This is a genomic window from Bacillus sp. SH5-2, from assembly GCF_008368905.1.
Classification (GTDB): Bacteria; Bacillota; Bacilli; order Bacillales; family Bacillaceae_G; genus Bacillus_A; species Bacillus_A luti.
On the sequence record NZ_QOSD01000015.1, the window covers coordinates 13737 to 40382 of the forward strand.

At 35.0% G+C, this 26646-nt stretch carries 28 protein-coding genes and 2 riboswitches; of the genes, 6 read left to right on the forward strand and 22 right to left on the reverse strand.

From position 1 onward, the window contains the following. The first annotated feature begins 39 nt into the window (after positions 1–39). Positions 40–1386, forward strand: a complete 1347-nt coding sequence (locus tag DN410_RS11720; protein WP_149176632.1) for a short-chain fatty acid transporter — start codon at positions 40–42, stop codon at positions 1384–1386. A gap of 40 nt (positions 1387–1426) precedes the next feature. On the opposite strand, the gene DN410_RS11725 is transcribed toward DN410_RS11720, so the two are convergent. The 3 genes from DN410_RS11725 to DN410_RS11735 form a co-directional block, all read right to left on the reverse strand. Further along, the gene (locus DN410_RS11725) at positions 1427–1780 is read right to left on the reverse strand and encodes a group-specific protein (protein WP_149176633.1); all 354 of its coding nucleotides are present in this window, start codon (positions 1778–1780) and stop codon (positions 1427–1429) included. A gap of 24 nt (positions 1781–1804) precedes the next feature. Then, a complete protein-coding gene (locus tag DN410_RS11730) occupies positions 1805–2194 on the reverse strand; it encodes an SWIM zinc finger family protein (protein ID WP_149176634.1) in 390 nt (129 codons plus the stop codon). 252 nt (positions 2195–2446) lie between these two features. Beyond that, the gene (locus DN410_RS11735; RefSeq protein WP_060631563.1) at positions 2447–2764 is read right to left on the reverse strand and encodes a hypothetical protein; all 318 of its coding nucleotides are present in this window, start codon (positions 2762–2764) and stop codon (positions 2447–2449) included. A gap of 40 nt (positions 2765–2804) precedes the next feature. Further along, positions 2805–2903: riboswitch (SAM riboswitch) on the reverse strand. Positions 2904–3025: 122 nt separating this feature from the next. Between DN410_RS11735 and DN410_RS11740 the strand changes: the two genes are divergently transcribed. Continuing rightward, positions 3026–3217: a hypothetical protein gene (locus tag DN410_RS11740; RefSeq protein ID WP_000554029.1), complete on the forward strand. Its 192-nt coding sequence runs from the start codon at positions 3026–3028 to the stop codon at positions 3215–3217. 169 nt (positions 3218–3386) lie between these two features. Here DN410_RS11740 and DN410_RS11745 read toward each other — a convergent pair whose 3' ends face one another. The 6 genes from DN410_RS11745 to rraA all read right to left on the reverse strand — a co-directional run bounded on the left by DN410_RS11745 (position 3387) and on the right by rraA (position 10129). Continuing rightward, entirely contained in the window at positions 3387–4088 is a 702-nt protein-coding gene (locus DN410_RS11745; protein ID WP_149176635.1) for an ECF transporter S component, read from the reverse strand. After that, on the reverse strand, positions 4061–5722 hold the full coding sequence (locus DN410_RS11750; RefSeq protein WP_149176636.1) for an ABC transporter ATP-binding protein: 1662 nt from the start codon (positions 5720–5722) through the stop codon (positions 4061–4063). Before DN410_RS11750 ends, DN410_RS11745 begins: the two co-directional genes overlap by 28 nt. Next, positions 5695–6573 carry an energy-coupling factor transporter transmembrane component T gene (locus tag DN410_RS11755; protein ID WP_149176637.1) on the reverse strand — a complete coding sequence of 293 codons (879 nt, stop codon included), beginning with the start codon at positions 6571–6573 and terminating at the stop codon, positions 5695–5697. The genes DN410_RS11750 and DN410_RS11755 overlap by 28 nt, the downstream gene beginning before the upstream one ends. Positions 6574–6595: 22 nt before the next feature. After that, entirely contained in the window at positions 6596–7432 is an 837-nt protein-coding gene (locus tag DN410_RS11760) for a DUF4430 domain-containing protein (RefSeq protein WP_149176638.1), read from the reverse strand. Positions 7433–7488: 56 nt separating this feature from the next. Then, positions 7489–9309 (reverse strand): DUF4430 domain-containing protein, encoded by a 1821-nt coding sequence (locus DN410_RS11765; protein WP_149176639.1) that lies wholly within the window; start codon positions 9307–9309, stop codon positions 7489–7491. Between the two features lie 340 nt (positions 9310–9649). After that, on the reverse strand, positions 9650–10129 hold the full coding sequence (gene rraA / locus DN410_RS11770; protein WP_149176640.1) for a ribonuclease E activity regulator RraA: 480 nt from the start codon (positions 10127–10129) through the stop codon (positions 9650–9652). A 199-nt stretch (positions 10130–10328) separates the two neighbouring features. Between rraA and DN410_RS11775 the strand changes: the two genes are divergently transcribed. Continuing rightward, a complete protein-coding gene (locus DN410_RS11775) occupies positions 10329–11759 on the forward strand; it encodes a YfcC family protein (RefSeq protein ID WP_149176641.1) in 1431 nt (476 codons plus the stop codon). 146 nt (positions 11760–11905) lie between these two features. Here the strand turns inward: DN410_RS11775 and DN410_RS11780 are convergent, their stop codons facing one another. The 7 genes from DN410_RS11780 to ybaK all read right to left on the reverse strand — a co-directional run bounded on the left by DN410_RS11780 (position 11906) and on the right by ybaK (position 20201). After that, positions 11906–12733: an endonuclease I family protein gene (locus DN410_RS11780; RefSeq protein WP_149176642.1), complete on the reverse strand. Its 828-nt coding sequence runs from the start codon at positions 12731–12733 to the stop codon at positions 11906–11908. Positions 12734–13261: 528 nt separating this feature from the next. Beyond that, positions 13262–13618, reverse strand: a complete 357-nt coding sequence (locus DN410_RS11785; protein WP_001229415.1) for a hypothetical protein — start codon at positions 13616–13618, stop codon at positions 13262–13264. Between the two features lie 201 nt (positions 13619–13819). Beyond that, a complete protein-coding gene (locus tag DN410_RS11790) occupies positions 13820–14698 on the reverse strand; it encodes a 5'-methylthioadenosine/S-adenosylhomocysteine nucleosidase (RefSeq protein WP_149176643.1) in 879 nt (292 codons plus the stop codon). A gap of 163 nt (positions 14699–14861) precedes the next feature. After that, positions 14862–14965: riboswitch (purine riboswitch) on the reverse strand. A gap of 328 nt (positions 14966–15293) precedes the next feature. Further along, entirely contained in the window at positions 15294–16913 is a 1620-nt protein-coding gene (locus DN410_RS11795) for an S-layer homology domain-containing protein (protein WP_149176644.1), read from the reverse strand. A 778-nt stretch (positions 16914–17691) separates the two neighbouring features. Then, entirely contained in the window at positions 17692–18381 is a 690-nt protein-coding gene (locus DN410_RS11800) for a hypothetical protein (RefSeq protein WP_149176645.1), read from the reverse strand. Between the two features lie 22 nt (positions 18382–18403). Beyond that, positions 18404–18967 (reverse strand): M57 family metalloprotease, encoded by a 564-nt coding sequence (locus DN410_RS11805; protein ID WP_255446736.1) that lies wholly within the window; start codon positions 18965–18967, stop codon positions 18404–18406. A 757-nt stretch (positions 18968–19724) separates the two neighbouring features. After that, positions 19725–20201 carry a Cys-tRNA(Pro) deacylase gene (ybaK, locus tag DN410_RS11815; protein WP_149176647.1) on the reverse strand — a complete coding sequence of 159 codons (477 nt, stop codon included), beginning with the start codon at positions 20199–20201 and terminating at the stop codon, positions 19725–19727. A gap of 341 nt (positions 20202–20542) precedes the next feature. Here ybaK and DN410_RS11820 point away from each other — a divergent pair, with 341 nt between their 5' ends. After that, positions 20543–21853 carry a histidine--tRNA ligase gene (locus DN410_RS11820; protein ID WP_149176648.1) on the forward strand — a complete coding sequence of 437 codons (1311 nt, stop codon included), beginning with the start codon at positions 20543–20545 and terminating at the stop codon, positions 21851–21853. A 75-nt stretch (positions 21854–21928) separates the two neighbouring features. On the opposite strand, the gene DN410_RS28460 is transcribed toward DN410_RS11820, so the two are convergent. The 3 genes from DN410_RS28460 to DN410_RS11830 all read right to left on the reverse strand — a co-directional run bounded on the left by DN410_RS28460 (position 21929) and on the right by DN410_RS11830 (position 23161). Further along, positions 21929–22105 (reverse strand): hypothetical protein, encoded by a 177-nt coding sequence (locus tag DN410_RS28460; RefSeq protein WP_255446737.1) that lies wholly within the window; start codon positions 22103–22105, stop codon positions 21929–21931. A 146-nt stretch (positions 22106–22251) separates the two neighbouring features. After that, complete coding sequence (locus DN410_RS28465) at positions 22252–22407, reverse strand: hypothetical protein (protein WP_255446738.1); 156 nt, start codon at positions 22405–22407, stop codon at positions 22252–22254. Positions 22408–22777: 370 nt separating this feature from the next. After that, a complete protein-coding gene (locus DN410_RS11830) occupies positions 22778–23161 on the reverse strand; it encodes a winged helix-turn-helix transcriptional regulator (RefSeq protein ID WP_149176649.1) in 384 nt (127 codons plus the stop codon). A 129-nt stretch (positions 23162–23290) separates the two neighbouring features. Between DN410_RS11830 and DN410_RS11835 the strand changes: the two genes are divergently transcribed. Together DN410_RS11835 and DN410_RS11840 are read left to right on the forward strand one after the other, a co-directional pair. Then, positions 23291–23971: an NAD(P)H-dependent oxidoreductase gene (locus DN410_RS11835; protein WP_149176650.1), complete on the forward strand. Its 681-nt coding sequence runs from the start codon at positions 23291–23293 to the stop codon at positions 23969–23971. A 159-nt stretch (positions 23972–24130) separates the two neighbouring features. Continuing rightward, positions 24131–24412, forward strand: coding sequence for a DUF1292 domain-containing protein (locus DN410_RS11840; protein ID WP_098267525.1), 282 nt, complete (start codon positions 24131–24133; stop codon positions 24410–24412). Between the two features lie 51 nt (positions 24413–24463). On the opposite strand, the gene DN410_RS11845 is transcribed toward DN410_RS11840, so the two are convergent. The 3 genes from DN410_RS11845 to DN410_RS28470 all read right to left on the reverse strand — a co-directional run bounded on the left by DN410_RS11845 (position 24464) and on the right by DN410_RS28470 (position 26554). Continuing rightward, on the reverse strand, positions 24464–25534 hold the full coding sequence (locus DN410_RS11845; RefSeq protein ID WP_149176651.1) for a pyruvate kinase: 1071 nt from the start codon (positions 25532–25534) through the stop codon (positions 24464–24466). An 84-nt stretch (positions 25535–25618) separates the two neighbouring features. Next, positions 25619–26329, reverse strand: a complete 711-nt coding sequence (locus tag DN410_RS11850) for a hypothetical protein (RefSeq protein WP_149176652.1) — start codon at positions 26327–26329, stop codon at positions 25619–25621. A 102-nt stretch (positions 26330–26431) separates the two neighbouring features. Beyond that, positions 26432–26554 (reverse strand): hypothetical protein, encoded by a 123-nt coding sequence (locus tag DN410_RS28470; protein WP_255446739.1) that lies wholly within the window; start codon positions 26552–26554, stop codon positions 26432–26434. Between the last annotated feature and the right edge of the window lie 92 nt (positions 26555–26646).

Consider the following 26646-nt stretch of genomic DNA (forward strand, 5'->3'; position numbering starts at 1 on the left):
AATAATTGTAATAAATATACATAAGGAGGTTGATCTATTTTGTTTCGTTCTTTTACAAATGGTTGTGTCGCCTTAGTGCAACGTTTCTTGCCAGAACCGTTTATTTTATCATGTTTATTAACGGTTTTTGTTATCTTCTTCGGCATGTTTGCAACGCATCAAACACCTGTGGAAATGATTAATCACTGGGGTAATGGAATTTGGGGGCTTCTCGCCTTTTCTATGCAAATGGCACTTGTACTCGTGACTGGATCTGCTTTAGCAAACGCCCCTCTTATTAAAAAAGGATTAACGAAAGCAGCAAAACTACCGAAAACGACTGGACAAGGTATCATCGCCATTTCAATTGTAAGTTTATTAGGCGCATACATAAACTGGGGATTTGGTATTGTTGTATCTGTTTTATATGCAAAAGAGGTAGCAAGGCAGTTAGAAGGATTAGATTATAGACTGGCCATTGCCTCTTCCTACTCTGGATTTCTCATTTGGCATGCGGGGCTTTCTGCTTCTATTCCTCTGACATTAGCAACAGGCGGGGAAACATTAATTAAAACGACAGCTGGAAGTATTAAAGAAGCGATTCCAATCACAGAAACGCTATTCTCACCATACGCTCTCGTTCCAGTTATTATCTTTTTAGTTACGATGCCTCTCATTAATAAGGCTATGCATCCAGATGAAAAACATACAATTACAGTAGATCCTAGCGTATTCCATGAAGAAGCTGCCGCTCAAGAAGTAGAAAAAAATACGTTCGCTGAAAAGATGGAAAATAGCATTATTATTACACTTTGCGTTGGATTGTTAGGTCTCATTTATATTTTCAATTACTTTTATACGAAAGGTTTTAACCTTACGCTCGATATCGTTATTTTCATGTTATTAATTGCTGGACTTATTTTTCACCGTACTCCGATTCAATATATTCGCGCTTTTTCAGACTCTACGAAAAGTGCTTCTGGTATTTTACTTCAATTTCCGTTTTACGCAGGAATTATGGGGATGATGATTGGAGCAAATAGTGAAGGACTTTCACTTGGAGGAGCTATTTCAAATTTCTTTATTAGCATTTCAAACGAAACAACTTTCCCGCTCTTTACTTTTTTAAGTGCTGGCATCGTTAATATTTTCGTTCCGTCTGGTGGTGGTCAATGGGCTGTGCAAGCACCAATTATGATTCCAGCTGGTGCTGAACTTGGTGTACCTGCTGCAAAAACTGCAATGGCCATTGCGTGGGGCGATGCTTGGACGAATTTAATTCAACCTTTCTGGGCATTACCAGCATTAGCGATAGCTGGTTTAGGTGCTCGTGATATTATGGGATTTTGCGTTGTGAACTTACTATATGCAGGTTTCATCATAAGTCTATGTTTCTTATTTATTTAAACGAAAAGCTAGTTTTATACTAGCTTTTTTACATAATAAATCACTTATTTCCCACGCAATTTATAATGATCTGCCACTCTATCTCCGTAAGATGTAATGACTCAAATGCAAAAAAATCTTCGCAAATTTTTCCGATTAGGTGTGGATGTTCCCTCAAGAAATTCCACTGTAACGCTTTAGGAATAAAATATGTTTCATATTCCTTACTTCCCCTTACTACTTCATCCACTTCTCTTTCACAAATCCCTCTTATCAAATAATCATTTCTTAACTCTATTTGAATTTGCTGAAATGTTTCGCTACATTTTTTCAATTGAAGTAAACATGTAATATACGTTCGCAAAAGTTCGTTATCATACCCACAACAGTTTATAATATGATCGGTTTCATTCATAATATATGGGCCTTTTTTTCATAGTTAAAGCTTCCCCTTCTTTAACATCTTCTCCACAATCTGCACGTTTTTCGAACTTTGCAACAATCGATTTAATACTGTGAGTAACTCTTCTTTTTCTAAATCTTTCAGTTTTTCTTTAACTGTACTCTCACCTACATGTTGAATATCATAAACGACCGCCGCCATATGTTTACAATAATTTTCATATGGACACTCACAGCTACTTTCCGAAAAGTCTTCGAGATTGATAACTACTTCATAATTCCCTGCATTACCAGTCACAAAAGCAAATACTTTATTATTATGTATTTCAACATCTTCTACATGTCCTTCTTCATAATATTCATATCCTCTATCAATAATATATTTCGGAATATGCGTATATAGTTCTTTTATTAAATATGCGTACATAACAACACCTCTTCCTTTAATTCCCTTTTGACTTCCGGAGCCTTTGCATGTTATTCTAATAACTGTCAAATAGCAAGTCTATATGACAAAATGACTGACACCTATTCGGCGAAGGTGTCTCTTTTCATTTGCAGCCGATATGAAGTGCCTCTTTCAGGCACATTCAATTTTTGACACTACACACTCAACACCATTCCCTGTATCAGGCTGCTTAAGCAGTCTTTTACTATACATACTTCAAAAAAAGAGAGCTTAGCTCCCTTTTCTCGCCTTATAAAATACCCCTTTTTCAGTATAGAGATATTCATCAGCTAATGTAATTTTCCCATCCAGTTTCAGTTCATCTAATAGTCTTGATAAATAAAATTGATGTAACATCTTTTTCGTGAATTTTCCCTCATGATGCGAAACGATATGTTCTTGAATATCTAACAATGATATCGGCTTATCTTGCTCTATCATATATTCATAAACTGTACTACGTAGTTTTACGTATTTTTCGAGTGTCACAGTAATGCGCAACCCCTTTCTTCTTAATATAAATTTTCGTAATCGGTTTTTTTGCAACAAAAAAACCTCTCCGATAAGAAGAAGTTACGTATATATCTTCGTCTTATCTCCCAGAACAAATATGTTCTGCTGGAATTAGCACCTGCATCGCGGTTGCTGGGTTTCATCGGGCCAGTCCCTCCACCTCTCTGGATAAGAAAATATTCACTTAATTCTTACTATACGTAATTTCATTTCAATTGTCAAACAAATATAATAAATTATATTTTCTTCTTTACTGTTCATACTATACATATATGAGTATTCAAGGAGGATTATGAAATGCATCAAAATGCTCGCGGATATGTACAAGATTCTTTTCAATCATTACAAGAAGCAAAACATTGTTTAGAAGAAGCACTACAGACTGTTGAAAAAGATTTTAATCGCGCTCGTATTGAACAATCCCTTTATGCGATTGAACAAGCTATTCAACGCTGCGATTACACTGTTCACATTTTAGAACAAGATTGAAAAAACTTCCCATCAACTTGGTGGGAAGCTTTTTCAAATGGCATACTCCATTATTATTGCCGTAATAATTAAAAAATATACAGAAAAATACTCCTTACAATATGTAAGAAGCATGAAAGAGGCAAACGAATATGTAAGTCGCGACCCTACCTTATATGAGTATGCTTTTCTATGCCATGTTATGCTTATCTAATATGCCATATTTCCTTTTAAATCTTGTAAGAATCGTAATCCAAGAAGTACTAAATAGTAGTAAGAACACAACATTCGAAATCGCATGGCTCAAATCGAAGTAAAAACTTGCGATATAGTATGAAATAACTGTTTCCCACGTTGCTTCCTGTATAAAACCGAGCAGCCCCCAGAAATTCATGATCCAGCCAAATAAAAAGCCAACGAGGAATCCGTATAGTAGTCTTCCCCATAACTTTTTCATTAAAAATGTATTACGTAATAATCCAGCTATGAAACCAATCATACCCCATGAAAACATTTGCCACGGCGTCCACGGACCTTGTCCTAAAAAAATGTTAGATACGATAGCCGCTGTTGCACCGATCATAAAACCCGTTTCACTTCCGAACACGATTGCAGAAACGATAATAACGAAAGAAGTCGGTTGTACACTCGGTAAAATAGAAAATGGTACGCGGCTAACTGCTGCAATTGCCGCTAACACGGCAACAAGAACAATTTCACGTGAAACAAACGCCTTTCTTTCAAAGCGGATATAGAATGGTAACATAATAACAGCTAATAAAAACAAGCTACTTAACATGTAATACCCGTCCATGATAAGTGTAGTAAAGAACAATGTGGCTATTATAACTGCAAAAATACATATTATGAATGCAACATATCGTTTGGACACGCTTCGTACACATCCTCCCACGTTAATGCATATGGCAATTCTTTTCGAATGAATCGATTGATAGATGTTGTATAAAAGAAGTTACCACTAAAAAATTCTTTCGGTGCATCATTCATAATAACTGCTCCGTCAAATAACATCATACATTGATCCACGTATTTCGCTGCAAATTCAATATCATGCGTTGCCATTACAATTGTTGTACCTTCTTTTTGCAACTTCCTAAATAGCTCTCCTACTCTTTCTTTCTTCCATGGATCTAATCCTTTTGTCGGTTCATCCAGTAATAATAAAGTCGGCTTTGATAATAACGTTGTACATAATGCAAGTAGTTGTTGCTCTCCCCCGCTACAATCATGTGGATGACGTTCTTTAAGTCCATATAGCCAAAACTTTTTAAGCTGATGTTCTGCTATTTCTCTTCCTTGTTCTCCGTATAATTCACGTGCACGTTCATACACTTCATCCCACACTGTATCAAATGTAAAATGATAATACGGATGCTGTGATACATACCCGATACTTTTAAATCGTTCTTTCGAATCAATTTTATGTATCACTTTACCGTTCCACTTCACTTTTCCTCTTCTCGCTTTTTGTAACCCTGCTAAAATCGTTAACAGCGTAGACTTACCTGTACCATTTTTTCCAACGAGAGCTACCCACTTCCCCTTTTCAATCGATACGGTTAAATCTCGTAAAATGAGCGGACTATTTTTTCCATATTGGAACGAAATATGCTCTGCACTTAAAATGACTTCTTGCTTTTCACTTTTTACTATTGGCTCATTTACATATGATATCGCTGAAAAATCATTCATTTTCATTTGTGCTTCTCGCACTGTAAACGGAATATCTCTCGCATTCCACTCTAAAAACAATCTTGGAATTTGCGGAATAAATGGACGGAATTTTTCTACTTCCCACATGTTCGCTACAACCGTTTTCGGACTACCATCATACACGATTCGGCCGTTATTCATGCAAATGACGCGCGTTGCCAGTGGTATTACTTCATCTAAACGATGTTCACTTAAAACGATCGTAATTCCAAGTTCTTCGTTAATACGCTTTAACAATCCTAAAAACTCTTTCGCGGCAATTGGATCTAATTGTGCTGTCGGTTCATCTAATAATAATAATTTCGGCTGCATAACTAATACCGCAGCTAAATTGACAAGCTGCTTCTGCCCACCAGATAACGTATGAACAGATTGATGCAATAAATCTTGAAATCCTAAGAAGCTAATAAGCTCAGCTATTCTCTTTTGAATAATATGAGATGGTAATCCGATATTTTCTAAAGAAAACGCTAATTCTTGAATTACTGTATCCATTACGAGCTGATTTTCTGGATTTTGAAATACCATGCCAATTTCTTGGGCAGATAACAAATCCGGTACATTTTCTAATAAAGTACCATCATAATATGTATCCCCAGTACGCTTACCAATTGGAAGTAATTCTTTTTTAAAATGTTTTAATAAAGTCGTCTTCCCGGATCCTGATCCTCCAGCAAGTGCAATAAACTCTCCTTTTTGAACAGAAAGAGAAATATGCTGTAACGCTTTTTCATTTTCATCAGCATATACAAATGATAAATTGTTTATTTCTGCATGCGCCACCATATCCATTCCCTTCCTTCCATTATGATTGGTAGACTAATAAACATCGTAAACACGACAAACATCATCCCATCGTATTGCTGAAATAGAATCGATTCGACTTTCGGATAAATACTCAATTTCCCTCCGCCATAATTACTACATATAATAGCAACTATGAATAGAATACTTAAATAACTGAGCGTGTACCAATCTCGTCTTTCCATTCTATATCGAATATACGTCGTACGCTTCGTTACACCAAATCCACGAGCTTGCATAGAATCTGCCGTTTGCAGTGCATCCTCTAACGAACAAATTAATAATACTTGCAGCAATTGCATACCATTTTTCACGCGTTCAATAATGGAACCTGCATCAACTTGTACACCTTTCGTTTTTTGTACGAGTGTAATTTTCTGCAACCTCCTAATAAACAACGGTACAAACCTTACTGTAATCATCGTTAACAATGCCACTTTCGGTGAAATTCTAGAAAACAAATATAAAAATTTATGACTTGAAATAATATCATTATACGATGCGAACGTGAACATAATCGCAACTAACAATAACCCCATTACTAGTCCGAACATAATTGCCTCAAGCTTAATACGGCTATCACCTAACCAAAATAACGTAGTTCGGCCTCTATGCGTTAATAACGAATTAAATAAAATTACCATAAAAAAGAAAACGATTGTGCTAGGTAACATTTTTCTTATCTTTTCGCTATTCCCTTGCATTATATTTAACATAACGATTAATAGTATTGCTCCAATTAAAAAAAGAGGATGAAGACACATCATACATAGTATCATCACCCCGATATAATAGAAAAAATTCACAAAAGGATGTAAAGAAGAAAAACTTATTTTCATAGTCCTTTACCGAATGCCTTTCTTATTTTAATACAAACACCCACTCGATTGTATCTCCTGGTTTTACTGTAGCTACACCTGCACTATAGTTTGGAAAAGCACCGTTCACACGATATTTCCATCCACTAGTAGCCGTAACATCTTTTTCATATAAATCATTAATACCTTTTACATAAATATCACCTTTAGAACCCATTGCATCAACATCTAATCCTGTACGCTGCAATACTTTATACACAGTATCGCCTTCTTGTATATCCATTTTTTTCGCACCTAATAAGTATCCTTCATTACCTTTTACTGAAATAGTAACTTGTTTTACTTGTGGTTTTGGTGGTGGAACTGGGTCTGGTTTTCGTTGTTCAGAATTTGGTACTGGCGGAGTGGGTATCGTTTTCTCCTCTTTATTCGGATCAACTTTTTGCTCCTGCTTCGGTGTTTCTTTCGGCTGATTGACAACCTTTGCTTCTTCTTTTACTGCTTGCGCTTTCGGTTGCTGCTCTTGTTGTTTCTCTTCTTGTGCTTTTTGTTGTTCTGGTTGTTTCGTAGCAGCCGGTTGTTCCTGAGGTTTTTCTTCTTTCTTTACTTCTGGTTGTGTCTGCTGCTTTTCCTCTTTCGGCTTCTCTTCTACTTTTTGTTCTTGTTTCTCTTTTTGCTCTTCTTGCTTATTTTGCTCTTGTTCAGCTTGTTTTTCCTCCGGTTTTTCTTCCGGTTTCGCTTCATCTTTTTTCTCTTCTTGTTTCGCTACCTCTTCTTGCTTTGGTTCTACCTTCTTCTCTGGCTGTACAGCTGCCTCTTCACATCCGGCAAGTAGCCCGAGCGAAAGCATTAAAGAAATGAACCACTTCATCTTACTCATCTTATCTCTCACCTTTCATACGAAAATTAGGAGCAAATAATTGCTCCTAATTTTTGTTAAGCTGCTTTACGTCTCCATAATACATATGCAGAAGCAATACACAATACACCCATACCTACTTCTGCAGCCGCACTATGAGAAGATGCTCCTGTTTTTGGTAGCATACTACCGTTTCCAGACTTTTTATTTTTAACCGGTTCGTTATCAACAACAACTTTTAAATTGTCATCTTTTGTTTCTTGTTGCACTTGTTTTTCTTCTTGTGGTTGTTCAGTAACTTCTTTTTCTACTACAACTTTTTCTGAATCCACATTAGGCTTTGTATCGATTTCAGTAACAGATACATTTGACCAATCATAAATTGACTTTCCAAGCTCTTTAAACTGAATTAAAGCTAATAATGCTTGCTCTGTAGCCATTCCACTACCATTTTGATCACTTGGTAACCATTTAAATTCACCATTTGGAAGTTGATATGACAGTAGATTTTGCACTGCCTTATGAAGACGATTTTGATCTACATCTTTCACAAGTGATAATCCAATAATTGCTTGCGCAGTACTATTTGAATTTTCTTGTCCATCTGCAGAAAACCCGCCATTTTCTAGCTGCTCTTTATATAAATACGCAACAGCTTTTTGCACAGCTGGTTTCACGTCTAGTCGCTCTTGATAAGGAGCTAATGCTGATAAAACCATAGCCGTTACATCAACGCTACTAGCACTTTCTTTACTGCTTGCACTATCATAAGTCCAGCCACCATCTGTGTGTTGCGTGTTTAAAAGTGACTCTACTAACGCAACTCGATTCCATTTTGACTCAACTGGGATTTCATACTTTTTCGCATCAAATGCAAGTAAAGCAAATGCATAACCTGTAACAGAATTCACTTTATCTGATTCATACAATTTTTGAACTAAGTTATGTTCGCCTACCTTTTTCGGATCAGCATTCATTGCATTCATCATAATAATCGTTCTAGCTAAATCCGTTGCTGAAAAACGATTCACACGCTTTTCTACTTTTTCTGTTACTGCCTTAACGTAATTTAATTGCGCCTCAATCGGTACATTCTTTCCAGAACGAGAAAGCCCTAAAGCTACCCAATCACTTTCAATTCCATCTTGTAACATCTTTTCAGACGTTTTAGAAATTGCTTCGTTTACTTGTGCTGCTGGAACTTGAATGTTCTCTTGCTTTGGTTGTTCTGGTTTTTCTTGTTTTGGATCATCTGTCTTTGGTTCTTCTGGTTTTTCTTGTTTTGGATCATCCGTCTTTGGTTCTTCTGGTTTTTCTTGCTTTGGATCATCCGTTTTTGGTTCTTCTGGCTTTTCTTGCTTTGGATCATCCGTTTTTGGATCATCCGTTTTTGGTTCTTCTGGCTTTTCTTGTTTTGGATCATCTGTCTTTGGTTCTTCAACAGTTTTACAAGTTCCAAATTTATCTAATGTTTGCTGTAATGTTTCTTGACTCATATTGTTCCAGTCTGAAACAAAGCGGAATACAACAACATCTCCAGACTCTAATTTATAACTATCTGCTCCAACTTGTGCAGCTTTATCATTTACATCATACAACCAACCGCTTGTGTCCCCAGCCATTAAGCCGTCAATGCCTTTTACATACGTTCCAAACGACATCGTTTCAGATACTACTTTGTCCCCCATGACTTTTTGCAGCAAACTTAAAGCTGTTTCCCCATCTTTAATTTGCTCTTCTTTCGGACATAACATAATGCCCTTTTGTGATTCACCGATAATTGCAAGTTTTGCTGTATTTCCTTCAGCAAACGTAATATGTACTGTATTCGCAAAAGAAACAAATACAAGTGTAACTGCCATTAACGACGTAAGCAGCCATTTTTTTAACATTGCCATCCCAAAATTTCCTCCCTTACTACCATTTACACAAAAAAAGGCCCTTCAAGGGCGTGCGATTGACACTCTTTTTTTGTAAGTGTCGAACAAAAATGCACAACACCTCCTACCCGCATCATTTGCGGCTATATTTGTATAGGAAAAATAATTTCGTTCATGAACGTATCATTGTGATAACATTCACTTTTCTAGGCAAAACTAACTTCCATTTAAGTTATCGTAAAACGATAAACCTATACATTCTATAAATTTTAAATTTCTGTATTATTTTACTATTGACAAAGGATTTTGTCCATGTTTTATCGGATTTATTTTCTAAGAATAATAACTTTCTAATCTCTTAACTATGCAAACTCTTTTCACTAATAATAACCCCATCTTCATCCGCATAAACATATTCATTTGGCTTCCATTCTACTTGTCCAAATTGCACTGAAATATTTCGTTCTCCTTTTCCCTCTTTCACACTTCTATTTGGCATGGTCCCTAACGCTAAAATACCAATATTAATATTTTTTAGTTCACTAGAATCACGAACATATCCATTCACAATAATCCCTGCCAACTTTCTTTCCTCCGCAATAGCTGCTAAATTATCACCGAGTAACGCACAATTCGTAGACGCTCCCCCGTCAACAACTAATACCGTTCCTTCCGGTAATGTTTGCAATCCTTCTTTCACTAGTACATTATCATCCTTCACTTTTACCGTTGCAATTTTCCCGTAGAATTGTTCTTTCTTCCCAAAAGACCGAAAAGACTGGCGACATATTTGTAATTCATTTTCAAACTCATCACATAGATCCGTAGTTTTCCACATCATTTTCCCTCTTTTCTTTTTCCTTCTATATAACATATTCTTGGATTATTTTCGTTTCCCTGTCTATTATTGCAATAATTTGTATGCGCGGGAAAAGGACAGAAAAACTATTGCCTTAAGAAGCCACCTTTATTATAATCTATTTCACAGATAAATTTCAGAATATTAAAAATTAACCAAGTGAAAAAGGAGGGATTTTATGCAATTACAAACTGAAGTAAAAAAACAACCTAGTAAACGAAAGTTTAAAATGCCTGATGCGTACGTACTACTATTTTTTATTGCTTTACTTTGTGCAATAGCTACTTATTCCGTACCTGCTGGAGAATTTAAAAGAGTTACAAACGGGACTGTTACAACGACAATACCAGGAAGTTATCATTCTGTTCCGCAATCACCTGTAGGGTTTGTTTCTTTTTTTACCGCTATTGAAAAAGGAATGACACTTGCTGCTCCGATCATCTTTTTAATTTTATTTACAGGCGGTGCCATTGCCATTCTTGAAGAAACAGGTGCCCTTGACGGTTTAATCTATCATGTTATTAATAAATTTCGTAATCAGCAATTACTTTTCATATGCATTGTCGCCGCACTTTTTTCTATTCTCGGAACGACTGGTATTATCGTTAACTCAGTTATCGGCTTTATCCCCATCGGCATCATCGTTGCACGCACATTGAAATGGGATGCTATCGTTGGCGTAGCAATTATTTATTTAGGCACTTATGCTGGTTTTAATGCTACTATTTTATCCCCCTCACCTTTAGGCATTTCACAAAAAATCGCCGAACTTCCGATGTTTTCGGGGATTGGTTTACGTACAGCAATTTATATCTCTTTTTTAATTGCCACCATCCTTTATATTAATTGGTATATAAAACGCTTGAAAAAATCGAATAAAGGAAGCATTCTCGGCGACAACTGGTTTCCAAGTAATGCTCTTTCAAGCGAGAAAGAAACAGAGAAAACAGAAGTTCCTTGGACAATACGTCATAAATTAATTTTACTCGTTTCAGCTTTATCATTAATTGCATTTTTAATAGGGGCTTTTCGTCTACATTGGACGGACGCAGAAATGACTGCCACTTTTATTTTCATAGCAATTACAGCCGGAATAATAGGTGGCATGAAAGCAAACGATATCGCTTCTACTTTTCTAGCAGGCTGTCAAAATCTCATATACGGTGCTTTGATCGTCGGGATGGCTCGTTGTATTTCAGTCATTTTAGAGCAAGGCAAATTACTTGATACAATCGTTAACCAGCTCGCACAGTCTCTCGAAGGACAAAGCCCTGTATTTGGTGTTATCGGTATGTATGTAAGTAGTGCCGCATTACATTTCCTTATTTCATCCGGTACAGGTGAATCTGTTATTTTCATTCCGATATTAGCTCCATTAGCTGATTTCATGCACATTACACGCCAAGTTACAGTACAAGCTGTTATGCTCGGCGAAGGTGTAGTGAACTGCCTCAATCCAACTTCCGGTGTTTTAATGGGCGTTCTCGCAGCGAGCGGTATTTCTTACGGAAAATGGATTCGATTCATGGCTCCACTTGCATTCATTTGGTTTGTCATTGGACTTATTTTTCTTATTATTGGCGTGAATATTGAGTGGGGGCCGTACTAAAATACCCATATATACTTAACTTGATAAAATATCTATCCTATTCTCCTCTTCAATCTTATAAAAATTATTTATTCTAGTATAGATATAAGAAGGGATTGATCATAATGATCAATCCCTTCTATCAAAATATAATACCTTTAAAAATCTTAGTTCCAAATTTTATTTACCCATTCAGGATGATCAATAAAAGGATTGCGGTTATGTTGATATTTTGTAAAAATCACTTCATTACGCTTTCGCTCTAAATCATCGACCGGGTCTTGTTCATTCCATTTTAATAAAACAGATAGTTTCCCCATGTATGGATCTTTATTGTTATTCACTTTTTCATTTAGTTCTAAATCTATTTCGCCGTTCTCTCCCTCGTAACGAACAGCCATATAAAACAGCATTCTAGCGATATCTCCTTTTACACTATCACGAGGTTCCCAAGAATCACTATCATATTTACACTCTGTCGCTTCAGAATGATTCACACCACCGTTATCAAAATCCAGATTTCCACGTGAACTATTTACAGATACATCCGTCGCCCTTAAATGATGTAGATCCGTTCCAGGTCCTGCAATCGTTCCAAAGTCACCGTGAGATTTTGCCCAAACATGCTCTCGGTTCCAGTTATTTACTCCTGATCCATTCGTAAGTTTCCCTTGCGAACGACCAGTATATAAGAGTATCACATTATTTTTATTATTTGGATCTTCATCAGTATCTCTTAGCGCTTCCCAAACCGCACTGTATGATAACTTTGTATGATTATCAATAATATTATGCAGTTCCTTCTTTAATTCTAATCCCGTTTTTCCTATTGCGTTATTATAATATGTATCGTCATAATTTTTCACAATAATCTCTTGTGCTGATGCAGAAGCCACTTCACCATGTATAGTATCTGTGAATGATAGAGATGCAGAACCTAAAATAAAAAATGAAGATAGTGTAACCATAGCAATCTTTGTATTCCGAAACTTCATATACCCATACCCCTTTTCTGTTTATTTAATACAAGACTCTATTGAGTCTGTATTACTTCTAAACTTTTGTTTATTCACATTCCAAACAATTTCACTTTTAACAAGGAATACCCTTCTCTTATAAAGATTATTAAAATATTCTTTACAACTAAAAAGTAGTTTAATATTAACTTATAAATTTAAATTTATTTATGCAATAATGCATATTTGATAAATACTTAAAAAAACATTTTGAATAAAAAGCATTCAAAGAAAACCATGCCACGAAACAGATAAAGTAAAACTTTAATTAGTGGGGTTTTGTTCATCCGCCACCTAACTTCTTCGCTTTCACTGAATTTTGAGGTGGGTGTCTTACTGCCCTGCAAATAGCGGGATAAAGTCTAAGACAGAAATAATAAAAATCAAGATGATAGCTCGACTTTTCCTTTTTCCATAACTGTCTTTATTTTTGTGTAAAACCTTTCTTTCTCTGAATAATACGTACAAAAATAGATTGGATACCATGTAGGCACCAATCTATTTTAATTAAAGAAACTGTGTCAATTCTGAGTTCACAACACGTTGTGCAGTAATAATAACATTTTCAGCTGTTAGTCCATAAACACTATATAGTCCACCAGGTTGATTAGGAACAATTTGAACTTCATATTCAAATGCTTGTCCAAGAGCAGGATGAACTAAACTTAGAGTTGCAAAAGTAGAAGCATTAGAATTCACATTGAAGTTTACCTGTTCAATTAATACTAATGAACCGTCAAGTCTAAAAACTCTAGCTACTCCAGTAAGTGGGCCCGCAGTACGGTTAAGGATCTTCACCCTAACTTTATTTGCATTAGCAGGTTGATTTCCTACGTTTTCAATTGGTCCTGTAGTAAGAGCCATATAACATCACCTCCATTATATTCAATGATACACATTGATGTTATAGTTTAATTACCCAATTTATTTTAAATAGAAAAGCTTGTTTCTTATATTTTTTATAAGAAACAAGCTTTTCTTTTTCAACTACCATTCCTAAGACCAGTTTATCCGTCTCGAAAAGATTTACAGTTACTTGACGTTTATGCTGGGACAGAACTACTACTATTTACTTTGCATTGAATCTATATATTTTTTAACTACTTCATATACATATTCTTGATTTGCCGTTGCTGTGTTTGGATTGTATTTTCCGCCGTTCGTTTTATTGTTAGATAACACTCGAATTCCTAAAAATGGTACGTCATACGCTTTTGCGATTTGCGCTGCTGCAGCTCCTTCCATTTCTTCAACAGATGTACCGTATTTTGTATGGAACCATTTAATTCTATCAACTTCATTATTCCAAACGTCTGCTGAACCAATCGTACCTTCAACTACTTTACCTTTTGTATATGTGTCTTTTACCGCATTCGCTGCTGCAAGTAAATCCTTATCTCCCTCGTAGTATCGGACTTTCTCAGCATTTGGATCTTCTCCTGCACTTCCTTCAGAAGCCATTAAGTCCATAGAAATCCATTTTGTCGGCTCAATCCCTTGATTCTCATCCATATTTGATGTTTTTAATGAACCGATGTTTGCTACTTGTTTTCCTAAAACAATATCAAATACGTTTAAATTTGGATCGTGTCCACCTGATGTTCCTTGGTTAATAATCGCTATCGGCTTATATTTTTCAATAGCCACTGCTGTAGCGGCTGCTGTATTTTCCATTCCTTTACCTGTTTTCGCTACGATTACAGGATAATTGTCGACAGTTCCTTTATAAAATACGAAAGTTCCAGACTTTTCTTCTTTCACATTTTTTAACCTTTTTGCAAACTTTTCAGCTTCTATCGGCATTGGCCCTTGAATTAAGATTGGTTTTTGATTACTTTTTGCCTCAACTTGTTTCGGACTCGCATTACATCCCGCAAGTATCGAGAATGACAATGCAACAGTATTTACTAGGGCCGCACATTTTTTCAACGTATTCTTCTTCATAAATAATCTCCTCTTTCTCTTGTTGTTTTCTATACTCGATGCTTTTGGTCCAAATAAAAAAGTTCTAGAAATTGTAGAAGAACCTCTACTTTCTAGAACTACGGTAGTCAAAGTTAATTAAGCACATGCAAAATTATAGATCGGTAGCACACATTACATAGAGCGACCGAATACTTTAACCCGTAGTCCAGTTCTTTCATTGGGAACTAGGTAGAAACGCTCGGACCATATTACCGAGTATATACGAGTGATGTTATGTAAAATTATTATATTGGTAATATAACAAACTTTTTGTATATTCACAATTGAAATATGAATGTTTTCTGTAAATATTTTAATAACGTTCGTTTTTTCACCACAAAACAACAAAAACTCTCGTTCGCAAATATAAAATTACACAAAAACCGAAAAACTATATACCAAACTAACCTACAACGGCCAATATTTTACAGACAATTCCTCTTCTTTCTAACTCCATTTCAACTTTCTATATAACTATTAAAAAACTGAAACACAAAAACAGGCAATGGAGAAAATGCTGTCCATTGCCTGGGAATAAATGAAATATGTGATGTATGACTTACTTCTTAACTATTTAATTTTTATCTTGCGTATAGACGATGTAGCTAGGCTCATTATAAAGCCACTCATCTGTACCAATTCTTAGCCAACCATTCTTTTCTTCGTATACTGTAGCTTTTTCACCTTTGCTTGCTTTTCTAACAACAGAGTAGCTAGATCCTGCTCCGCTGCGAACATTTACCCCAATACCATTTATTTCAACCGTACCAATTCCTTTTTGAACATTCCCAGTTTCAATAACTTGAAGCATGTTTAAAATGAATGCTGCAGTTTCACCACGAGTTGTTGTTCCTTTAGGGACATACATGTTATCTCCCATACCTGTTACAATACCTAAGCCGTATAATCTTTGTACAGCTTCTTTATAGATAATTTGATTTTTATCTGCAAATGGTAAGTTTACCAATGGTCCATTAATTCCTTTATACTGTAAAGCTTTATTTACAATGACCGCTGCTTCTTCTCTTGTAATAGGTGTGTTTGGATCAAAATTACCGTCTCCTCTACCAGAAATAATGCCTGCACTTGCAGTACGTTTAATACCATCTCGTAAAGTTGAATTTACATCATTTAAATCTTTAAACGTCGCATCTCCAGCTGGAAGACTTAAAGAATTCGAGATTAATTGCGCAAACTCAGCTCTTGTTACAGATCTATTAGGCGCAAAAATGCCGTTTCCTTCTCCTACCATAATACCTCTTCTGTTCAAATCACGAATAGCTGATTCATACCAACCTCCCGTTATGTCGTCTGTCGGTTGATAAAATTTATTATAATATCCTTCAACGCCATTTACGAATGGAACCCATTGTCCACTATTAATCATAATATCGGGACAGTTTTTACCACTCCATTTTTGATGTTTTACGATGTTGTTTAATGGTACACCCGTTTCTTTCATTAAATAAGCTGCAAGTTTCTTAGCGTTATCGACTGCCTTATTGTAGTCACCATCACTATTAACTGCAATTTCAATTGCAATAGATTCTCTATTACCTGGTCCATCACCATCTCCTGCGTGCCATCCGTTCTCGTTTAATGGCAAGTGTTGATAAATTTCTTTATCATCTACTGTAAAGTGCCATGATGCAGCTCGGTCTGTTTCCCCTACTGCTTGGTTATATAAGTATTGAGCGTGGCTTTTAGCTCCCGCTCCTACGCTTTTATTATCAGTCTCATGGATTGTAATATACTTTGGAATCATATGATTTTGAGGGCGAATATTATCGTTACCTGCTGGAACAATCCATTCCGTGAATGGAACCCCGTTTATCGTACTAGAAACTGTAGGTGCTGAGAAAGCAAGACTACGCTTTGTTCTATTTGAATTGTGAGGAACCGTTAATGTACCCGTTTCTTCATAAATACCTTCTGAACTTTGAAGACTGTCCACTTTCTTATTATTGACAGTACCTTCACCACGTCCATCTACCCCTTCAAAACTTTCTTCAATACTTTTTAAAACTTGTTCTTCTGATACTTGAAGTTGATCTGTCCCGCTTTGTTCCTGAACACTTATAGATTGATTGTTATTTACAGATGGTTGTTCTTCTGCAAACGATACCATCGATGAGGATAATACCGTTAGTCCTGCTGTTAATGCTACTACTTTTTTATTCAATCTAATACTCATATTTAATTTAGTATATCTCGCTATTTTAATAGATATACCTTCCTCCTCACACTTCTTCTAATGTACATCCTAATAGTTACATAACACCTTCATTTTTCATTACATATAATCAATCGAAATCTATACATTCTCCCAGATAAATCAATATGTAAGAACATTTCAAACAATTATTAAAGAGAATGATAGAAACTAAAATAGTTTTATCCATCTCAACCACTGAAATGGATAAAACAATACTTAACATTTTACTTCATATGTCGTTCTTTTTCTATGAAATTCACATTTTTTTTAATCTTTGCTATAAATAAAAAAGAGAGATTTCTTATGATAGGTTCTTTATAGAATCATTGTGATGAGGGTATATGGGCTTCTGTAATAGAGTTAGTTGAACAATGCTGTTTCCTTCATGGGATTGAAACGACAATTACAAAAAAGCCCGATTGGTATAAGATTCATAGGTACCCACACCAATCGGACTTTTACAGGTAGTTACTCTCTCTTCTAACTTCCTCACTTTCGTAGATTTTTAAGGTAGGTGTCTTACTGCCAGTATTTTTGAAAAAACAAGCTAGGCAAAAAAATACAATAAGCCGTCCATTTGGACGGCTTATTTACATAATTCTCGTTATTATACCTTTCCGGGGATTCGGGAAAAATGCCCAAAATCGCCAAAACCTTTACCTTCGCAAGCGTTAATACCAAAACGAAACCAACTGTACCATTTTAAATAGCACAGTTGGTTTCGTTTCTATTATTTGATAGCTTAATTATTTTCGTTTTATTGTTTTTCCTTTTTTAACTTTTTAATTTTTTCCTTTAAGTCATTTGTTTTTATGAATTTTTCTTTAAAATCTTTATTTTGCGGACTCACAGTATCTGTATTTTCATCCACTGGAAATCTCCCTTGGAAATCACCACTCGTTACATATTGACAACTAATTGGGCCCTTATATTTTTCCAAAAAAAGAATTACTTTTTTATTTTCTTTTATAACAGGAGCATTCTCAAAAACTACTTCAAATTGTTGACCATCTTTCATTGATTGCCCCGTATCAAATGTCTTTTTATTTTTTGGATCGGACTTATATTCAAAAACTCCACCAGTTTGAAGAACCGTTATTTTATCGCCTACTTTAATATTATCATTACTTTCTAATACATCTGTGACAACAACTGTTGAAATAGTAAAATATACTTCGTTATATATAGTATATTTATTTTTAACTATATTCCCTTCAATTGCAGAGGAGCTGTCATTTACCAAAGTGGCTGTGTCGTCATAGTATTTCACCATTTTTCCACCCATATTAATTACAGGAAAATCATTTGGCTGGGAGTTATTTGCTACCTCAGCAGTTTTTATCTGATTTTTATTTACCGTTGCATCGTTTTCACTATTAAACTGAGAACATCCAGAAGCCAATAATACAACTGTTGTTATTATAGAAAATGGAATATATTTTTTCATTTTAAGGCCCTCCTATTAATTATTATGGGTACATCCTTGTAATTTCATCTAAATCAGCTTTACTTGGCGCAAGTACTTGCGGCCATTTAATACGCATTACACTTGTACTAATATCGTTATGAGCAAGACCCATAGCATGCCCTATTTCATGAGAAACAACACGTTCAGTGTTGGTATTGTAGTTTTGCATATCTGCATAGTAGTAATCGTTCATATTAATCTTAGACCAACTCCAATTACCTGTTGGTGTTCCGGACCATGAGTTTAGTTTGGTACTACTACGGTACCATTCTGTTGAACCATACCATCCTGTATTCCCAAAATTACTAAACATTATATCAATATCACTATCTGGTCTGTTAGTAGTTTGGCTAAACCAAATAGGTGTCCAAGTAAGTCCACCATTACTATTATTCCATTTTGTCATTGCGTTTACAGATGAGTTCCTTTGATAAGTATTTGCATTTCCAATGTAATATAATTTATTACCTACACCGCCAATCATTCTATAACTATTATAAGCATCTGTTGCATAAACCTTATTTTGAATGTTAAAACTCAAGAAACCTAAGATTAAAATTAGCAAACTTAAAACAAGAAATCTTTCCCTGCTTCCCCTCATTGATAACCTCTCCTTTTTAAAGTTTGATTATTTTCTAATCAGCGAATACCATCTTTGGAGAAAATACGTACCCTCTCTTGTTTTTTGGACCAAAAATTGTAACCCCCTAGTTACCGTTTTATTTATCCTCCTTTTGAACATTGTTTGATTTAAGTACCTGTACAGATTTTATAATATTCTAAATATTCACACAATAATATTGATTCGTCATTTTCCGTGTGTTTTCTACAAATTTTACAGAAGTACGTAGTTTTGAAGAACATTTAAATAAACAACAATTTCCTACTCGGTGTATTTTTGTAGTAAGCAGATTTTTTCGGCTCGTTTGCTTTTCTGGCCAAGCCGAAGGACAAAAAGACAAGATCAAAACAAAAAGGCACTCCCTCCGAATCCAATAGAAGGAAAGCCTTTCTTTTACCGATGGTTATTTCTTGAACCCTCATAAAAAAACTCTCCCATCATTTATTTATTATTAAGAGTACCTTTAATCTTAATATTGATAATTATGATTGTTTATTTAAGGTCTTCGCACCGAGGTTTTGTCCTTCTCCCAAAGCCAAACAAACAATTCAAATTACATGTCTATATCACATTGATTAAACCGAATACTCAATCTTCATTTTGTAAATAAAAAAGGATAATCCGCCCTCATAATGGACTAATTATCCTATAAATCTTTATCTAAATTAAATAAAACTAGAACTTCTTTCCCTATGTATATTTACTTCGTTATCTCACCAAACTGCGCTCTCGTCACTTTCGCCAAGTCATCCACTTTAAGCTCAATTTGCACGCCAATTTTCCCTCCACTTACAATAATCGTTTCAAGTGATTGGGCGCTTTCATCGATACATGTAGAAAATAACTTCTTCATGCCGACTGGCGAACAACCGCCGCGAATGTATCCTGACACTTTCGTAATATCTTTTACAGCAATCATTTCAATTTTCTTTTCACCAACTGCTTTCGCTGCAGCTTTTAAATTCAATTCCTCATCTACTGGAATGATAAAAACGTGATAATTTTTACTATTCCCTTGAGCAATTAACGTTTTATATACTTCTCTCACTTCTCGTCCAATTTTCTCAGCTACTGATACGCCATCAATTTTCCCATCGTTTGGATCATATGACATCATCGAATATTCAATTTTTTCTTTATCTAATATTCGCATCGCATTTGTTTTATCTTTTTTCATGAGCTACTCCTTAAAAAGTTATTTCATATTATTAGGTTTCATTATACACCCTTTTCCATTTCTCCTACATAACTTCACGTATATTTCAAAACTAAAAATATTGATAATTCAAAAATCATCTGATATACTTTGAAAAAAACTTATGTTAAGGAGAGATTTGTAATGCGAAATTTTAATACTTCTTTCCAACTTCATCATCATACGTAACGCCGTGTATCCGAAGAAAAATTTTTCTTCGTGGGTACAGGGCTTTTCCTGTTGACCCACGAAGCGTTCATAAAGCTATGTGGGTATTTTTATACCTGCATAGCTTTTTTTAATTTAAAAAAGGAGTGATTACAATGGAAATGAAAAATGTAAAAGGAACGAAAGACTATTTACCAGAAGAGCAAGTACTACGAAATAAAATTAAAAGAGCTTGTGAAGATACGTTTGAACGGTACGGATGTAAACCGTTAGAGACACCAACGTTAAATATGTATGAGCTTATGTCTTACAAGTACGGTGGTGGCGATGAAATTTTAAAAGAAATATATACACTTAAGGATCAAGGAAAACGCGAACTTGCCTTACGATACGACTTAACAATTCCATTCGCAAAAGTTGTGGCAATGAATCCGAATATTCGCCTTCCTTTTAAACGTTATGAAATCGGAAAAGTATTTCGAGATGGCCCGATTAAACAAGGACGATTTCGTGAATTTATACAATGTGACGTTGATATAGTCGGTGTTGAGTCTGTCATGGCAGAAGCTGAACTTATGAGTATGGCGTTTGAGCTGTTCCGAACGTTAAACTTAGAAGTAACGGTTCAATATAATAACCGGAAGTTGTTAAACGGTATTCTCCAGGCCATTAACATCCCTACTGAACTAACGAGTGACGTCATTTTATCATTAGACAAAATCGAAAAGATTGGGATAGATGGTGTACGAAAAGATGTATTAGAGCGCGGAATTACTGAAGAAATGGCTGATACGATATGTAATACCGTTTTATCTTGTCTAAAGCTTACAATTGCTGACTTTAAAGAAGCTTTCAATAACCAACTCGTTGCCGATGGAGTAAACGAATTACAAAAACTACAGCAATATTTAATCGCCCTTGGAATAAATGAAAATGCTATATTCAATCCATTTTTAGCACGAGGACTCACAATGTATACAGGTACCGTGTATGAAATCTTCCTAAAAGATGGCTCGATTACATCTAGCATCGGTAGCGGCGGTCGATACGATAACATTATCGGAGCATTCCGTGGTGATAATATGAACTATCCAACAGTCGGTATTTCATTCGGTTTAGACGTTATTTATACAGCACTATCACAGAAAGAAACAATATCATCTACAGCCGATTTATTTATCATCCCGCTCGGAACAGAATTACAATGCTTACAAATCGCCCAGCAATTACGTTCTACTACTTCCTTAAAAGTCGAACTAGAATTAGCAGGACGCAAACTAAAACGTGCCCTTAATTACGTCAATAAAGAGAATATCCCTTATGTGCTTATTATTGGGGAAGAAGAACTTAGCACAGACACTGTTGTGCTGCGGAATATGAAGGAAGGTAGTGAGGTGAAGGTTCCTCTTTCTTCTTTGAAAGATAATACATTGAATAAGTATTTTACTATGCCTACTACACTATGACTGTGAAGTGTTCTCAAAATGCAAATGATGTAATAAAAAACTCCATTAATAAATAATGGAGTTTTTTCGCGCAATTTAATTTTGGTTAAATATAAATGTCTGTTTATATTTTCTTTCCGCCTCACAATCTTTTTGTCCATCTTTTAGCATTCTAGAAGGCTTTTCTTGCCAAGTTATAATAACTTCAAGTTCATCAGACTGAACGGATATAGGAAAATTCGCATGATTAAAAGCAACTTCTTTACTTAACACATGATCTTTTTTAGAAGTGAAAAGTTCATACTTCGTCTGAGAATCTGGTTCATTTCGAAATACTTCAACAGTTACATGATAAGCATCCTTCCCTATATCTTTAACCTCGAAACCATACGTATCAAAAACATCCTTTTTAGATGTAACTAAACCAGTTTTTTATCAGGTTGCTTAATTTCGATTTTCCATCGATCTGACGTTTGAGAAATCGGTAACTGCTTTGGAGAAAAAGCATGAACAGTGAAAGAACTTCCAATTACGAAACAAAATATGCAAAAGAAAGAAAAAAGCACTTTTTGCATTAGTATAACCTCCATTGTTTAAAGTTTTAAATTACTGTTCCCTAAAAATAATGGATGTATTATGCGTTAAACTAAAAGTGCCGTCCTACCATTATAGAATCTTGTATACAAGTTTTTTATATAGCTGAGATTAACTCAATAATTAGTTTACATAAAATAATTATAATCCACTCAAAACTACACGTATTTAATATATCTGTTATGAAATTTGATAATAACCACCTGAAAACGCAAATAAAAAGATGAATCAACAGTGCAATAATGTTATTTCTTAACATCACTTCTCATCCATTCTCTTTATATTACATGTTTCCAGCCCTACTACCAATTCAAGAAAAATCCCTGTCCGTCTCTACTATACCAAATTCAACTATTTACTATTATTTTGTGTATTTCTACTCTCCAAAACTTTCTCCATATTATGAGTCGCCCATTCCATCATTAATAGAATCATTGGACGAAGTGATTCACCAAGCTCCGTTAACGAATATTCTACTTTTGGAGGCACTTCACGGTATACTTCACGATGTATGATGCCATCTGCTTCGAGTTCTCTCAGCTGCAGTGTTAACATTCTTTGTGTGATATTAGGTTTTAATCTTTTTAATTCATTAAACCTCTTTGTCCCATCTAATAAATGATACAAAATAACCCCTTTCCATTTCCCTCCAATCACCTCAACCATAGCTTCAACTGGACAAGAATATTTATTTAAAAATGGGTAATTTATATTATTTTCGTTTGAACAATCCATAATAAATCCCTTCCCTTACCAATAGTATCTTTTTTGATACTATACCACATAAATGTGCGTACTTGTTTCTATATTACTTTAAAAATATAATTTACTTACAAAAATAAAATAATGAAAAGAGGAACTTTTATGACAAATACAAAACAAATGACAAAAGAAAAAATTATGGAGGCTTTTCATTTCAGACATGCATGTAAAGAGTTCGATCCTATGCACAAAATTTCAGAAGAGGATTTTAAATTCATTTTAGAAACAGGCAGATTATCTCCTTCTTCTTTTGGATATGAACCTTGGAAATTTGTTGTCGTACAAAATAAAGAATTAAGAGAAAAACTACAACCGTATTCATGGGGCGCTGGTGGGCAACTTGCAACAGCAAGTCACTTTGTCATTGTTCTTTCAAGAAACATTAAAGATATGCATTATGATGCAGAGTATATTAAATATATGATGAACGATATTATTGGATTACCTGAAGACACTCAAAAAATTAGATATGAATTCTTCAAAAAATTCCAGGAATCAGATTTTAACTTATTACAATCCGACCGTGCTGTATTTGATTGGGCATCTAAGCAAACTTATATTGCTTTAGGTAATATGATGACGAGTGCAGCTCAAATTGGCATTGACTCTTGTCCAATAGAAGGATTTGATAAAGAGAAAGTAGATTCTTTACTTCGTCAAGAAGGCATAATACAAGGCGATAATCTTGAAGTATCTGTTATGGTTGCCTTTGGTTACCGTAAAGAAGAACCGAAGCGTGATAAAACAAGACAGAGTATGGATACAATTGTTGAATGGATTTAGTAATAGAGCACGCAAAAAATAATGCTCCTTATTGCTGTATACTCATACTAAAGAAGTAGAATTTGATTTTTCTTATGTATGAAATTACTTTTTCATGGAAAGATATATTAGTATGTATGCAGTTTGAGCGCTCTATTTTTAGAGCCGAACAGGAGGAGAATGAATATGTCTGATATTGAAGTTGGCGAAGTGTTTACACTTAGTGACGAGAATAATGAGGATCAGGAAGTAGAAGTACTTGGAGCTATGGATGTGGAAGGTGCAGAATATATTGCAGTTGCCTTCGTAGAAGACATTCAAACAGAAACTGAGGAAGACATTGATATCTTCTTTTTAAAAGTAGAAGAAGATAATGAGTTTTCCTACATTGAAAATGACGAAGAATTTGACAAAGTATCTGCTGCTTTTGATAAGATTTTGGATGAGCAAGAGCAAGATTAATATGAGTTAAAAACACGAGGGGGGATGCATATCCGCCCTCTTTTTTATTCATCACTCATCCAAAGACTTATGCAACAATTTCAGTACATCTTTCATCGCAAAAGGCCCGTCTTTTTTTACATGCTCAGCGAATTCAGAAACGAGGCGTAATGTTCTCACACTTTCGATTGGATGTTCACCTGACGCACTTTCAGCTGAAAGCATAACAGCATTCGTCCCGTCGAGTACAGCTTGAAACACATCAGTCACCTCAGCCCTTGTAGGTATAGAATGCTCTACCATAGATTGAAGCATTTGTGTCGCTGTAATGACATATGTATTCGTTCGATTGCATTCCTGAATCATCATTTTCTGCAAGAGCGGAATAAATTGATACGGCAACTCTACTCCCAAATCCCCCCTTGCAATCATAATTCCATCTACTTCTTTACATATATCTTGAAAATTCTCGATCGCTTCCATCGTTTCTATTTTTGCAATTACATTAGGGGAAGTTTCTTTATACTGTTGTATATAATCTCGTATTTCCTTTATATGACTAGGTTTTCGTACGAAAGAACACGCAATAAAATCAACATCCTCTTCTAAAAGAAACTGAATGTCTTTTTTATCTTTCTCTGTAATAGCTGGTAAGCTAACGATTGCCCCTGGTAAATTCACTCCTTTATGAGATGAGATATTACCACCTGTTTTGACCTTTGTTTCTATTTTATCCGTACTTACCTTCTCAACGATCAACTCAACTTCTCCATCATTAATTAAAATTCTACTTCCAACTTTCACATCATTCGTAATCCCTTCATAATCCACACTTGCTTCTGTACTGCTCCCTATAACTGGTTGCGTATGTAAAATAAAAGAATCTCCCGCCTGAAGCGTAATTTGTTCTCCTTTTATTTCACCTAACCTTATTTTAGGACCCTGTACATCCCCTAAAATTTTAATAGAATCATCTAACGATTTCACTAAGCGAATGATATCTTTATGACTTTCATGTGTGCCATGTGATAAATTCAACCTCACTATTTTCATACCATTACTTATTAACTTTGCTAACGTTTCTTTATTATTACTTGCTGGACCAATTGTACAAATTCGATCGATTGTCATTTTTATCACCATCCTTTTTAAATAGGTTTCCCATTACCTTTGAAATAAACTCTCAACCGAAAAGAAGCCTACTCACACGAGTAGGCGCTTTTCACACTACGATAACTTCGTCAATAACTGATTTAAATCTTTTTTCGTTTTCGTCGTTAATGACTTCATTTTAGTAATATCTATCTTTTCTTTCTCCGCTCCTACAATTAACGGATACATACTTTGTCCAATTGTTTTATATTCAGCTGGATGTGATGCTTCTAACTCTTTCTCGATTACATCCCACTTTTCATTAATTTGTTTTCCAAGTTTATTTACTGTTTCTAATTTCGGATTCGCAGCTAATTGCTTGTCTAAGCTCTCAACTAATGCAGCAACTTCTTTAACACTCGTTTTCACAGCTACACTTTTCTTCGGATCTTTCGTTGTTTTTCCGTTTGAGTTTGTACTTGTACTTTGATCTGTTGTTTTTCCGCTAGTCGTTTGCTCATTCGTTTTACCTGTCGTTTCTTTTTCTTTTGTTTTCACATTCTCGTTTTGAGTTGATGTTTTACCGTTACTTTCTGTTCCTGATGATTCTTTCGTATTTTTTGCATCTTTATCTGTTTTTTCGTTTGAAGAAGTATTTGTTTCTTTTTCAGTATCTTTCGTTGTTTTTGACGCTTCATCTGTACTTGTCGTTTTTGCTTCGCCTTCATTTTGCGCTGTTACTTGCTCCTTCTTCTCTGTCTCTTTATCTGCTGAAGGACTACAAGCTGCCATAGTAAGCATTGTACCAATTGTTATCGATGCGATAGCGATCTTTTTCATTTTCATATAAATCCCCCTATGTTTACGTTTTTATCCTCCCCTTTACGATTCGATTCCCCCTTAAAAAATCCCTTTTCACACGAATTACCATCTTTCCGACAGTAATCTTCATAATAATACGTACAAAAACTGATAAACTCGTTTTAATATTCGAGTTTCTTCTACTTCATTTTTCTTTCCTGTTGTAAAAGAAAAAGAGTATATTGTCACATGAAGAATTACAATCTTCATATGACGATATACTCTCCTATCAAATTTTTATCTTTCTTGACATTTTATTTATACAAAAAAATAAAATTTTCTTTCATTTTTTTGTTTCTCAA

What these genes read in the sequence shown, in the direction of transcription:
- ybaK (WP_149176647.1), bottom strand. Translation starts at nt 20,201, where the DNA reads ATGAAAAAAGATAAAACAAATGCGATGCGAATATTAGATAAAGAAAAA.
- DN410_RS11820 (WP_149176648.1), top strand. Translation starts at nt 20,543, where the DNA reads ATGGAAATGAAAAATGTAAAAGGAACGAAAGACTATTTACCAGAAGAG.
- DN410_RS11830 (WP_149176649.1), bottom strand. Translation starts at nt 23,161, where the DNA reads ATGGATTGTTCAAACGAAAATAATATAAATTACCCATTTTTAAATAAA.
- DN410_RS11725 (WP_149176633.1), bottom strand. Translation starts at nt 1,780, where the DNA reads ATGAATGAAACCGATCATATTATAAACTGTTGTGGGTATGATAACGAA.
- DN410_RS11795 (WP_149176644.1), bottom strand. Translation starts at nt 16,913, where the DNA reads ATGAGTATTAGATTGAATAAAAAAGTAGTAGCATTAACAGCAGGACTA.
- DN410_RS11850 (WP_149176652.1), bottom strand. Translation starts at nt 26,329, where the DNA reads ATGAAAATGAAAAAGATCGCTATCGCATCGATAACAATTGGTACAATG.
- DN410_RS11840 (WP_098267525.1), top strand. Translation starts at nt 24,131, where the DNA reads ATGAATATGTCTGATATTGAAGTTGGCGAAGTGTTTACACTTAGTGAC.
- DN410_RS11800 (WP_149176645.1), bottom strand. Translation starts at nt 18,381, where the DNA reads ATGAAAAAATATATTCCATTTTCTATAATAACAACAGTTGTATTATTG.
- DN410_RS28465 (WP_255446738.1), bottom strand. Translation starts at nt 22,407, where the DNA reads ATGCAAAAAGTGCTTTTTTCTTTCTTTTGCATATTTTGTTTCGTAATT.
- DN410_RS28470 (WP_255446739.1), bottom strand. Translation starts at nt 26,554, where the DNA reads ATGAAGATTGTAATTCTTCATGTGACAATATACTCTTTTTCTTTTACA.
- DN410_RS11835 (WP_149176650.1), top strand. Translation starts at nt 23,291, where the DNA reads ATGACAAATACAAAACAAATGACAAAAGAAAAAATTATGGAGGCTTTT.
- DN410_RS11780 (WP_149176642.1), bottom strand. Translation starts at nt 12,733, where the DNA reads ATGAAGTTTCGGAATACAAAGATTGCTATGGTTACACTATCTTCATTT.
- DN410_RS11775 (WP_149176641.1), top strand. Translation starts at nt 10,329, where the DNA reads ATGCAATTACAAACTGAAGTAAAAAAACAACCTAGTAAACGAAAGTTT.
- DN410_RS11845 (WP_149176651.1), bottom strand. Translation starts at nt 25,534, where the DNA reads ATGGTGATAAAAATGACAATCGATCGAATTTGTACAATTGGTCCAGCA.
- DN410_RS11755 (WP_149176637.1), bottom strand. Translation starts at nt 6,573, where the DNA reads ATGAAAATAAGTTTTTCTTCTTTACATCCTTTTGTGAATTTTTTCTAT.
- rraA (WP_149176640.1), bottom strand. Translation starts at nt 10,129, where the DNA reads ATGTGGAAAACTACGGATCTATGTGATGAGTTTGAAAATGAATTACAA.
- DN410_RS11765 (WP_149176639.1), bottom strand. Translation starts at nt 9,309, where the DNA reads ATGGCAATGTTAAAAAAATGGCTGCTTACGTCGTTAATGGCAGTTACA.
- DN410_RS11790 (WP_149176643.1), bottom strand. Translation starts at nt 14,698, where the DNA reads ATGAAGAAGAATACGTTGAAAAAATGTGCGGCCCTAGTAAATACTGTT.
- DN410_RS11730 (WP_149176634.1), bottom strand. Translation starts at nt 2,194, where the DNA reads ATGTACGCATATTTAATAAAAGAACTATATACGCATATTCCGAAATAT.
- DN410_RS11740 (WP_000554029.1), top strand. Translation starts at nt 3,026, where the DNA reads ATGCATCAAAATGCTCGCGGATATGTACAAGATTCTTTTCAATCATTA.
- DN410_RS11760 (WP_149176638.1), bottom strand. Translation starts at nt 7,432, where the DNA reads ATGAGTAAGATGAAGTGGTTCATTTCTTTAATGCTTTCGCTCGGGCTA.
- DN410_RS11785 (WP_001229415.1), bottom strand. Translation starts at nt 13,618, where the DNA reads ATGGCTCTTACTACAGGACCAATTGAAAACGTAGGAAATCAACCTGCT.
- DN410_RS11750 (WP_149176636.1), bottom strand. Translation starts at nt 5,722, where the DNA reads ATGGATATGGTGGCGCATGCAGAAATAAACAATTTATCATTTGTATAT.